Source organism: Azospirillum agricola, assembly GCF_017876095.1.
Taxonomy (GTDB): domain Bacteria; phylum Pseudomonadota; class Alphaproteobacteria; order Azospirillales; family Azospirillaceae; genus Azospirillum; species Azospirillum agricola.
This window is the reverse complement of sequence record NZ_JAGINM010000023.1, coordinates 96,956-107,398: the sequence shown is the minus strand read 5'-3', so window position 1 is coordinate 107,398 and position 10,443 is coordinate 96,956. Positions and strand designations below refer to the sequence as shown.

The 10,443-nt window shown below is 69.6% G+C and carries 8 protein-coding genes and 1 rRNA gene; 1 reads left to right on the top strand and 8 read right to left on the bottom strand.

The features are described from left to right. Nucleotides 1-94, top strand: a 23S ribosomal RNA gene (locus J2847_RS35040); the annotation flags it as partial. 161 nt (nucleotides 95-255) lie between these two features. Here J2847_RS35040 and J2847_RS27260 read toward each other — a convergent pair. From J2847_RS27260 to J2847_RS27225, 8 genes are all read right to left on the bottom strand, one after another. Further along, complete coding sequence (locus J2847_RS27260; RefSeq protein WP_209781909.1) at nucleotides 256-1,362, bottom strand: GNAT family N-acetyltransferase; 1,107 nt, start codon at nucleotides 1,360-1,362, stop codon at nucleotides 256-258. After that, on the bottom strand, nucleotides 1,359-2,363 hold the full coding sequence (gene nadE / locus J2847_RS27255; protein WP_085553902.1) for an NAD(+) synthase: 1,005 nt from the start codon (nucleotides 2,361-2,363) through the stop codon (nucleotides 1,359-1,361). The genes J2847_RS27260 and nadE overlap by 4 nt, the downstream gene beginning before the upstream one ends. 57 nt (nucleotides 2,364-2,420) lie before the next feature. Further along, nucleotides 2,421-4,448, bottom strand: a complete 2,028-nt coding sequence (gene asnB / locus J2847_RS27250) for an asparagine synthase (glutamine-hydrolyzing) (RefSeq protein ID WP_209781908.1) — start codon at nucleotides 4,446-4,448, stop codon at nucleotides 2,421-2,423. A 61-nt stretch (nucleotides 4,449-4,509) separates the two neighbouring features. Next, a complete protein-coding gene (locus J2847_RS27245) occupies nucleotides 4,510-6,051 on the bottom strand; it encodes a class I adenylate-forming enzyme family protein (protein ID WP_209781907.1) in 1,542 nt (513 codons plus the stop codon). 73 nt (nucleotides 6,052-6,124) lie between these two features. Continuing rightward, a complete protein-coding gene (locus tag J2847_RS27240; RefSeq protein WP_209781906.1) occupies nucleotides 6,125-6,418 on the bottom strand; it encodes an acyl carrier protein in 294 nt (97 codons plus the stop codon). 278 nt (nucleotides 6,419-6,696) lie between these two features. Beyond that, a complete protein-coding gene (locus tag J2847_RS27235; RefSeq protein WP_209781905.1) occupies nucleotides 6,697-7,632 on the bottom strand; it encodes a polysaccharide deacetylase family protein in 936 nt (311 codons plus the stop codon). Nucleotides 7,633-7,751: 119 nt separating this feature from the next. Continuing rightward, complete coding sequence (locus tag J2847_RS27230; RefSeq protein WP_211114868.1) at nucleotides 7,752-8,915, bottom strand: glycosyltransferase family 4 protein; 1,164 nt, start codon at nucleotides 8,913-8,915, stop codon at nucleotides 7,752-7,754. 273 nt (nucleotides 8,916-9,188) lie between these two features. Beyond that, nucleotides 9,189-10,442, bottom strand: coding sequence for a glycosyltransferase family 4 protein (locus J2847_RS27225; RefSeq protein ID WP_209781903.1), 1,254 nt, complete (start codon nucleotides 10,440-10,442; stop codon nucleotides 9,189-9,191). Nucleotide 10,443 lies beyond the last annotated feature (1 nt).

The window sequence follows — 10,443 nt, the reverse complement described above, 5'->3', positions numbered from 1 at the left end:
GAGCCGTGACAGACCATCACGTCGATAGGAGGCGTGTGGAAGGGCGGCAACGCCCGAAGCTAAGCCTTACTAATCGCTCGATCGGCTTGATCTCCTCCGAGCGCCATGCACAGCGGTAAGCCGCTCATGGACGCCGAGAGGATTGCATCCTCAGAATTCACGACCCGTCACGAAACTCGGCTTTATCGCGATCCTGATCGAAAAAGGGCGCCTTCCGTTGGAAGGCGCCCTTTTCGCATTCTGGCCCTTGCCTTTCTATTCGCCCAGGCTCTTGAAGCCCATGTCGCTGTCGGCGGTCGTGACGAACCAAGCCTTGGGATCGCCGGTCAGCGGTTTCAGCTCCGGCTGGTCGAGCGCCGGCCGGACCATCATGCGGGTCGGCGTGCGCAGCCCGTTCTTCAGGCACAGGAAGCCCATCAACGACAGCGGCCGCGCCGCCTGGGCGTTCAGGGTCCGGCACATCAGCGCCGCCATCCCCTCGCGCCGCGCCTGATCGACCACCAGGGCGAAGGCGGGCATCAGCCAGCCCGGCCGGGCCAGATAGTCGCACACCACCGCCACCGGCTCGCCCTTCCAGTGGTCGACGCGCAGCACGACGTAGGCCAGCACGGTCTCGCCGCGCGTGACGTAGAAGCGCCGGTGCCGGTCCGCCTTGGGCGAGGCGTCGAACCGCCAGTTCAGGAAGGCCCAGTCGCGCCGGGCGATCACCGGATGCTGGGGCGAGGCCGCCTCCCACAGCTCGTCGACCCGGTGGTCGAAGCTGCCGATCTCGACCAGCTTGGCCCCGAAGGCGCGGCTGCCCATCGCGTAGCCGAAGGAGGCGGTGGTCAGGGCCGGCTTGCCGACCTTGGCCACCAGCTTCGCCAAGCCGCCGCCGTAGGGGCTGACCCGCAGGCAGCGCGGCGGGTCGAGGACGCGCAGGTAGGTCGGAATGTTGCCGAGGTCGGTCCAGCCGGCGCGCTTGTAGGACTTGTAGGCGGCGTCGGTCATCGACAGCGACACGGCGAGGTCGCTGGCCGCCATGTGGCTTTCCGACAGGGCCGGACCGACCCCGCGCAGGCGCCATTCGGCCGCGACCATCAGGTCGATGGCCCAGGACGCCTTGCGGGTCCGTTCGCCGACCTTCAGGGCGAAGGGGATTCCGCCCTGCTGGCCGACGATCGCGCCGTTCCGCTTGCACACCCAGAGCTGGACGCCCTCGTCGTCGCGCTCCGGCGGTTCCTCGAACAGCCAGTGGAAGTGGTCGGGCGCCAGCTGCATGGCGTCGGCGCCGAAAGTCTCCCGTTGGAAGGTTTCCAGAAGAGGGCGGTCCTCCGGCTCATACCGGACGACCCCACGCTGCTTCCAGTCGATGACGCTCATGCGTCGCTCCCGATGTCAACCGGCTGCACCAGCGCGGCGTGGCGCAGGATGCGGGCCGAGGTGCGGCGCTTGGCGGTGATGTCCTTGTAGACGCGGTGGACCTGCTCGACCGGAATGCCGAGGGCAGCGGCGGCCTCCTCCTCCGACGCGCCGCGACCGTAGGCGCAGAGCGCCAGATCGAGCTGGTCGTAGGGCAGGGCGTAGTAGAACTCCTCCTGCGACTGGGGCAGGGTGTAGGTGTCGGTGCTCGGCGACTGGCCCTGGATCTCGGCGGGCAGGCCGAGATGGGCCGCCATCCCGTAGACCTGCGACTTGTAGAGGTGAGCGATCGGCTTGAGGTCGGCCAGACCGTCGCCGCCGCGCACGAAGAAGCCCAGCTCGTATTCCAGCCGGTTCGGCGTGCCGAGCACGGCGTAGTTCAGGCGGTCGGCGTGGGTGTATTCGACCGTCTTGCGGATGCGCTGCTTCAGGTTGGTCGCCGCGACGACGTCGAGATAGACGTCAACCGGCATGCGGCTGCTCTGGCGCTCGCCGTCCGGCGATTCGACGGTCAGGGTGAAGTAGTTGACGCGGTCGGCGTCGAGCAGGCCGGCGGCGAGGCCGATCTTCTGCTTCCAGCCGGGGCCGAACTCCGGGAACAGGCGGCGGATGGCGTTGTCGCGCCGCTCGTAGCAGCCGAGCGCGGTCAGCGGGGCGGTGATGTTCTCCATGATCGGCGTGACGCCGAGATGCTCGCAGAGCAGGGTGCCGAGGCGGGTGCTCTTCGGCGAATTCTCCTTCTCCGGCATCAGGATGGCGCAGACGCGCTCCGGCCCCAGGGCGCGGACGGCGAGCGCCGCGCAGACCGAGCTGTCGATGCCGCCGGACACACCGAGCACGATGCCCTGGCGGCGCAGATCATGGGCGACGATGCGCTGGATGGCTTGCTCGATCTCACGCGCCGCGGCCTCGTAGTCCAGATCGAGGGCCTTGGAGTCGAACGAGTGAAGGGCGTTCAGCATGGCGTCAGATTTCCCGGTTCGCGGTTGAAGCATCGTCGGTAGGAGTGGACAGAGGCGTCAGGCCGCCGCCGTGGAGCGGGCGGTGGCGAGGCGGTCCTCCAGGACATGGATGTCGGCGCGCTCCAGGGCGTCGCGCTGCTGGCGGACGCGCTGGGGCAGGTCGTCGAGCATGGATTTGGCCAGCATTTGCAGGGTCAGCACGCCGACCAGCGCCATCTCCTCGCGCTCGCCGGCCATGTGGCCGTTCTGGCGGTGGGCCTTCTCGGCCAGCGCCGACACCGCCGTGGCGTCGGCGAGGCCGTAGCGCGACAGAGCCTCGGGCGAGAGGAGGTCGCGGACATAGGCGGGCGCGTCGGCGCCGAACAGCGCGCTGGTCATCGGCGCGCGGTAGGGGCGCTTGGGTCGGTGGCCGATCTCCGCCGGCAGATGGCGGGCGGCGAGGCGGCGCAGCGCCAGCTTGTCGCGCAGGCCCAGCATCTTGACCCGGTCGGGCAGGGCGGCGCAGAGATCGTCGACGCCCGGGTCGAGGAAGGGATAACGGACCTCGATGCTGTTGGCCATGGCGACGCGGTCACCCTGGCTGGCCAGCAGGTAAGGGGTCATGAAGGAGGCGATCTCCGCCCACTGGGTGCGGGCGAGCGGCGACCAGCGCGACCAGCCGTCGGGCAGGTGGGCGGCGATCCGTTCCTCGAAGGTGGCGGCGTCGGCGGTGGCCTGGACGTCGCCGTTCAGAAGGCGCTGCGACCAGGCGGTGTTCTGCCAGCGGGTGCGGTGGGCGTAGAAGGGCTCGTCGGTCTCCATCATGCCGCGCTTGAAGAAGGCCTGCCACAGCGGGCTGTCCTTCTGGCCGGTGACGGCGGCGAAGGGGTGGACGCGGCCGAGCAGCTTCGGACGCGCCTTGGAATCCGGCTGGCGCGCCCAGAAACGGCGGACCTTGTCCTCCTTGAAGATGTCGTAGCCGGCCAGCCACTCGTCGGCGCCCTCGCCGGACAGCACGACGCGGATGCCGCTGTCGCGCACGAGGCGGGAGAGCAGGAAGAGCGGGGCGGGCGCGGTGCGGACCAGCGGCGACTCGCCGTGCCAGATCACGTCGGGCAGGGCGGCCTGGATGTCCTGCGGGCCGCAGAGGATGTCGTGATGCTCGGTGCCGACATGGGCGGCGACGAGGCGCTGCTGCGGGGTCTCGTCGAAGCCGGCGTCGGTGAAGCGCACGCCGAAGCTGTGCATGGTCGTGGTGTCGAGCTTGCGGGCCAGCGCCGCGATCACCGAGCTGTCGAGCCCGCCGCTGATGTAGACGCCGACCGGCACGTCGGCGCGCAGCCGCAGGCGGATGGCGTCGAGCAGCTTCTCCTCCAGCCGGTCGGCGGCCTCGTCGAGCGAGATGTCCGACAGGGAGGCGTCGCCGGACAGATCGGGCTGCCAGTAGCGCTCGGCGTGCGGCACGAGGTTGGCGTCGATGCGGATGGCGGTCGCCGCCGGCACGCTCTCGACCCCGGCGAAGACGCTGCCGTGGGGGGCGGCGCTCCAGTGGGTGAAGACCTGGGCGAGGCGGGCCGGGTCGAACTCCGGCGTGACGCGGCCGCCGCCGAACAGGGCCTTGGCCTCCGAGGCGAAGACCAGATGGTCGCCGCGCCGGGCATGGAACAGCGGCAGGATTCCGAGCCGGTCGCGGACCAGCCAGAGGTCGTGGCGGCGCGCGTCCCACAGGGCGATGGCGAACTGGCCGTTCAGCTTGGACCACAGGGCCGGCCCGTACTCCTCGAAGCCGTGGACGATCACCTCGGTGTCGGTCTGGGTGTAGAAGCGGTGGCCGCGCCCCTCAAGGTCGCGCCGCAGCTCGACGTGGTTGAAGATCTCGCCGTTGTAGCTGACCCAGAGCGTGCGGTCCTCGTTGTGGATCGGCTGGAAACCGCCGGCGAGGCCGACGATGCTGAGGCGGGCGTGGGCCAGCCCGACCCGCTCGTCGCGGTAGAAGCCGTAGCCGTCCGGGCCGCGATGGCCCAGCATGGCGATCATCCGCTTCAGCTCGTCCAGATCGGCCGGTTCGGCGCGCGGTCCGGCGAGAACTCCGGCGACACCACACATGGGATTGCTCTCTCTTTGCGGAAGGGAGGGGCGGGGCGGAGGGGAGGTCAGGCGGCCCCGATCAGGCCGTCTGGGCGAGGTCGGCCCGCCGGATCTTGCCGGTTTCGGTTTTCGGCAGGGCGTCGCGGATTTCCAGGAACTTGGGCACGAGATGGCTTTCCAGCCGGCCCCGGCAGTGCTGGCGGATCGCCGGCTCCGACAGGATGGCGCCGTCGCGCGGCACCAGATAGGCCTTCACCGCGAGGCCGTCGGCGGCGTCGGGGACGCCGACGACGCAGGCCTCGGCGACGGCCTCCAGCTCGTAGAGGACGTTCTCGACCTCCTTGGGGCTGACCTTCTCGCCACGGCACTTGAAGACGTCGTCCTTGCGGCTGACGAAGTAGAGATGCCCGTCGGAATCCTGGGTGAAGAGGTCGCCGGAGAACAGCAGCGTCTCGCCCAGCGGGCCGCTGCGCAGGCGCTTGGCGGTTTCCTCCGGACGGTTCCAGTAGCCGCGCATCACGTTGGCGCCGCGCACCACCAGCTCGCCCACCGTGCCGGGGGGCAGGCGGTTGCCGTCCTCGTCGGCTATGAAGGTCTCGCAGTTGGGGATGGCGCGGCCGACGGAGGCCGGCTTGCTGTCGAGGTCGGCCGGGTCGAGCGTGCAGATGCGGGTGCAGCACTCGGTCATGCCGTACATGGAATGGAAGACGGCCTGCGGGAACAGTTCGCGCACGCGGCGCAGATGGGCGGCCGGCAGCGGGGCGGCGGCGTTGGTGACGTAGCGCAGCGACGACAGGTCGGCGGTCTTCAGCGCCTCAAGGTTCAGCAGGGTCGAGAAGAAGGTCGGCACCCCCGGCAGGCCGGTGATGCGGTGCTGGACCATGCGCTTCAGCGTCTCCAGCGGGAAGGCGAAGGAGCGCTCCAGCACGACGGTGAAGCCGACGCGGGCGCCGGTGAGGATCTGCGACAGGCCATAGCCGAAGGTCAGCGGCAGGACGCACATCACGACGTCGTCGGGTGTGTTTTCGAGGTAGCTGGAGATCGCCCAGCTCGTGTTGACGAAGTTGGCGTGGGTCAGCATCACGCCCTTGGGGCGGCCGGTGGTGCCGGAGGTGTACATGATCGCCGCCAGATCCTGGTCGATCAGGCCGGGGGCGGCGGGGACCCGGTGCGGGGCCGACAGCGCGTCGGCGTAGAGCAGCCCCTCCGTCTCCGGGGGAAGGGCGGCGCCCACCCACAGGACGGCCGGCGGGGTCGGCAGGTCGGACAGGGCGGGCAGGACCTGGCGGGCGAGCGCCGACGGAGCCAGCAGGGCGCGGACGCCGCAGTCCGCCAGCAGATAGCCCAGCTTGTCGGACTTGGTGGAGGGATTGACGGGGACGAAGACGGCGCCGGCCTTCAGCGCGCCGAACAGGCCGGCGACATACTCGATGGAGTTCTCCAGCATCACCGCGACGCGGTCGCCGCGTCCGATCCCCGCCGACTGGAGCGCGCAGGCGACGGCGTCGCTGTCACGGTCCAGCTCGGCGAAGGAGCGGCGGGCGTCGCCCGCGATCAGCGCGGTGTGCGCGGGGGTGCGGGCGGCGGTCTCGGTCAGGAACTGATGAAGCAGATGGGCCATGATCGTCCCCGTCAATCAACAGAGCCGGCGGGCCGAACCGGTTTCCGGTTCCGCGGCGCGTCCGGTGCCGCCGTCAGGCGGCGGTGCGCAGGGTCTGCTTGCGCTCGACGAAGGCGGTGATGCGGTTCACCGATTCCAGGTTGTCGGCGATCATGTCCTCGTCGTCGACGGCGATGCCGAAGCGTTCCTCCAGGAAGGCGACGACATGCATGATGCCGGTGGAGTCGATGATGCCGGATTCCAGCAGGGATTCGCCGTTGTCGAAGCCGGAGTCCTTGCCGAGCAGGAAGTTCTCCACGATGAAGGCGCGGATCTCCGGCAGGGCGGGAGCGTTCAGGGTCGTTTCGGTCAGGGTGGCGGTCCGCATGTCGCTGAAAACTCCTCGTAGGTTCGGGCGTGAAACGGTGGCTGGTCTCATCTGGCGGTTGAGCCTTCCCTGGCCCGGTCACCGCGTTTCGCATCCGCGTGATACAGTACTTTTATTGTGTCAAATTCCTGGTTTGGCGAGAGAGCAAAGGATAGGGGTGGGTCGAAGACTGTGGTTAGCCACTCTGTTCCGGGATGTAGAGCTTGAAACGGTCGGCATAGATCTTAGAACTCGAAGTGCTTGACTTCCGCATCGGCCTCCAGGCCGAGGGTAGGCGGTCATACGCCGGCCGGCTGATGGGCCGACGGGGTGGCGCTGTCCGGCTTCCAGCCGGCCGCCGGCTGCGCGGGGGTGGCCGGCGACTTCCATTTGCGCAGCCAGGCCGGAATTCCGGTGAGCTGGACGCTCAGCCACTCGACCGACGCGTCGTCGGAGAGCGGAAAGGCCTTCAGCCGCAGCGGATCGCTGCCGGCGCCGTTCCAGCCGGGATCGATGGTGCGGGCGGTGCGGTAGCCGGCCTTGTGGATCTCCTCCACCTCGCGCTCGCTGAAGTCGCCGTTGGGGAAGGCGAAATGGCGGCAGGGCAGGCCGACCGCCTCCTCCAGCTCCGTCCGGCACAGGCCGATCTCCTCGGCGCACAGCCGGTCGTCGCATTGCAGAAGGATCGGGTGGGTGCGGGTGTGGGCGCCGAAATCGGCGACGTCGGTCATGCGGGCGACCTCGTCCCAGCTCATCGCCTGGAGGTCGGCGCCGTCGCGGTCGGGGTCGTTGCCGGCCTCCGCCAGCAGGCGGCGTCGCTCGGCGTCGGGGACACGCTTCAGCGTCTCCACCCCGATGCGGTCGGCCGCCGCGGTCTTCCACCAGTAGGGCCGCGCGGTGCCGACGATCCGGCTGCACAGATAGACGGTCGGCCGCAGGTCGTATTCGCGGAACAGGGGGGCCAGCGCCGTGTTGTTCCGATGCCCGTCGTCGAAGGTCACCACCAGCGGGTAGGGCGGCAGTGCGTCCCAGCGCCCGGTTTCCATCGCCGTCGCGACGGCGTCCAGCGTGGTGAAGTTGTAGCGCTTCGCGTACCACTCCAGATGCTGGCGCATCACCTCGGGTTCGGGGTTGTGGTAGACCACGATGGTCACGCCCCGGCGCGCCATCAGGAAGCGCTGCAAGGCGCCAAATCCCGACCAGCGCACCATGGCGGCAATGGTTTGCTGCTTCATGGTGTCCGTTCCTTTTTCCGTGGCGCCGCTCAAGACATGGTCCGGGCGGCGCCGCTCAAGACATGACCGGCTCCGCGCACCCCTTTCCTTGCGGAGCGGGGCGCGCGGAGCCGGGGGCGTCATCCGGTGCGTTCTGCGGGCCCGCGGGCCGCCATGGGCCCGGCGGTGGGCGGAGTCTCGGTCTCGGTCCTCCAGGCCCGCGCGTTGCGCCGGTAGATGTCGAGAATCCGCTCGCGGTACACGGCGATGTCGAACTGCCGTTCCCAGCGCGAGCGGGCGCCGACGCTGAGGTTGCGGCGCAGGGTGGGGTCGTCGATGACGCGGGCCAGCGCGGCGGCGAGTGCGTCGGTGTCGCCGGGCGGCACCAGCAGGCCGGTCTCGCCGTCGGCGATGGCGTCGGGAACGCTGCCGACCGGGGTGGCGACGATGGTCAGCCCCTCGGCCATGGCCTCCAGCACCGACATCGGCAGCCCCTCGAACATCGAGGGCTGTACCAGCACCTGGGCGGCGGCCAGTTCGCGCCGGCAGCCCTGCTGGTCGAGCCAGCCGGTGAAGCGCACACGGTCGGCGATCCCCAGATCCTGGGCGAGCGCCCGGTAGGTGCAGAGGTCGCCGTCGCCGGCGATGGTCACATGCCACGGCTTGTCGCGGCAGGCGGGGGAGGCCAGCGCGTTCAGCAGCACGTCGATGCCCTTCAGCTTGATGAGCCGGCCGAGGAACAGCAGCCGCACCGGGCCGGCCTCCGCCCCGTCATCCTCCGCCGCGCGGCGCGGCGGCTGCGCCGGCCCCGGCACGGCGTTGTGCAGCAGCGTGGTGCGCCGCCGCGCGTCGGGGCCGAAGGCGTCGGCGACCCAGTCGCGCCAGAACTCGCCGAGCACGACGATCTCGCTGGTCATCGCCATCATGCGGCGGATCCCCCAGCGGATCAGCGGGTTGGCGTCCTTGTAATGCTTGGGGAAGCGGCCGCCGTGCAGATGCAGCACCACCGGCACGCCAAAGGCGCGGGCGAGCCCGATCAGGATGCCCTTGCGCAGCACGCTGCCGTATTCGGCCATGTGGATGTGGACGAGCTGCGCCTTGCCCGAGGCGAAACAGCCGGTCAGATGGGCCGTCGCGCGGGCGAAGTAGAAGGGCATCAGCCGGAATTTGCCGGGACCATAGCTGTCGACCACCTCGAACCGCACCTCCGGGCAGTTTTCCCGCAGATCGGTGGTGAAGTTGTCGACGACCCGTCCCATGCCGCCCTTTTCCTGAGTGCCGCCGGGGGAGACGATGTAGATCATGTCCGCTCCTGGTCCTTGTGCCCGCTCGCTGTTTCCCCCGACCCGAACGGTCGGTCTCCATCCGGAGGGGGAAGCGATCTGTATTGATCCCGGCGAAGTTCCAAAGAAGAGTCCGGCGCTATCCACTCCAAAGCAGGTATTTGAAAATACCGTCGAGAATAACGCGACAGCAACGGTCCGAGGGTGTTAGGCGCCTTTGCCGAGGCCATGTCCGACGGACCTGTTTTGGAGCAACCGGAAGAACATCTATGCCGGGGCGATTACCTCGTTCGGTCAGCGTCCGCCCATGCGGGGTACCGTCGCCTTGGGGGACGCGCTCGCCGCTTCGGCCAGCGGTTCCAGACGGGGGTCGAGCTCGGCTCCCGGCCGGTCCAGCTCCTGGTAGATGGCGAGCAGCGACTTGCCGTAGGCGTCGATCACGAACTGCTTCAGGAACAGCCGCCGTCCCTGCTCCGCCAGCTTGCGGTGCAGGGCCGGGTCGGCGGCCAGCCCGGCGATGGCGTCGGCCAGGGCCGCCGGGTCGTTCACCGGGATGATCCGGGCGGTCTCGCCGTCGGTCAGCACCTCGGGGATCGAGCCGACCGGGGTGGTGATGACCGGCAGTTGCGCCGACAGCGCCTCCAGGATGACCATCGGCAGCCCCTCGTGGGTCGAGGGCAGCAGCAGCAGGTCATGCGACTTGATGTGGGCGTGCGCGTCCTCGCGCGACACCCAGCCGAGGAAGCGGCATTCCTCGGCCACCCCCAGGGATTCGGCCATCCGGCGGTAGCCGTCGACGTCGCCGCCGCCGCCGATGGTGACGTGGAAGCGCAGGCCCCGCTCCTTCAGGCGCTGGCAGGCGCGCAGCAGCGTGCCGATGCCCTTGCGCTCCGACAGGTTGGCCAGCACCAGCAGCGACAGCTCCGCCCCCGGCGGCGGCGGATCGCGCGGGGCCAGGTCGGCGCCGATGTCGGGAACGGCGTTGTAGAGCACCCGGACCTTGTGCGGGTCGGTGCCGACCGACTGCACCAGATAGTCGCGCCAGTTGTCGCCCAGCACCACGGCGCGGCCGCAGCGGTTGAACAGCCAGCGGCTGATGGCGCGGGGGAAGGCGCCGCTCTCGAAATACTCGACGAAGGAGGCCCCGTGCAGATGGACCACGGTCGGGCAGGAGAACAGCCCGGCCACCGCCTGGATCGCCGCCTTGCGCAGGAAGCTGCCCTTCTCCGACACGTTGATGTGGACCACCGACACCCGGCGCCGGGCCAGGAACCAAGCCAGCCGGGCCATCGTGCCGGCGAGGAAGAAGGGGGACCACAGCACGCTGCCGGTGCCGCGCGTGTCGAGCACGATCGTGCTGGGCGCGCCGGGGCTGGCGGCGAACTGGTCGACGACGTAGCCGGTCATGCGGCCGATGCCGCCGCCGCCGTCGAGGGCTCCGGGGGTGGCGAAGACGATGGCCACCCGTTCCTTGGCGGAACGGGCCGCCGCCGGTTTGCTATGGCCCGGCTGGGTCTGGTCGGTGCGCGGGGCGCGGAATTTCTGCATG

Bases quoted from the DNA above. Each gene is read 5' to 3' on its own strand.
- J2847_RS27260 (WP_209781909.1), bottom strand. From the start codon at position 1,362: ATGAGCGTCATCGACTGGAAGCAGCGTGGGGTCGTCCGGTATGAGCCG.
- J2847_RS27235 (WP_209781905.1), bottom strand. From the start codon at position 7,632: ATGAAGCAGCAAACCATTGCCGCCATGGTGCGCTGGTCGGGATTTGGC.
- nadE (WP_085553902.1), bottom strand. From the start codon at position 2,363: ATGCTGAACGCCCTTCACTCGTTCGACTCCAAGGCCCTCGATCTGGAC.
- J2847_RS27225 (WP_209781903.1), bottom strand. From the start codon at position 10,442: ATGCAGAAATTCCGCGCCCCGCGCACCGACCAGACCCAGCCGGGCCAT.
- J2847_RS27240 (WP_209781906.1), bottom strand. From the start codon at position 6,418: ATGCGGACCGCCACCCTGACCGAAACGACCCTGAACGCTCCCGCCCTG.
- J2847_RS27230 (WP_211114868.1), bottom strand. From the start codon at position 8,915: ATGATCTACATCGTCTCCCCCGGCGGCACTCAGGAAAAGGGCGGCATG.
- J2847_RS27245 (WP_209781907.1), bottom strand. From the start codon at position 6,051: ATGGCCCATCTGCTTCATCAGTTCCTGACCGAGACCGCCGCCCGCACC.
- asnB (WP_209781908.1), bottom strand. From the start codon at position 4,448: ATGTGTGGTGTCGCCGGAGTTCTCGCCGGACCGCGCGCCGAACCGGCC.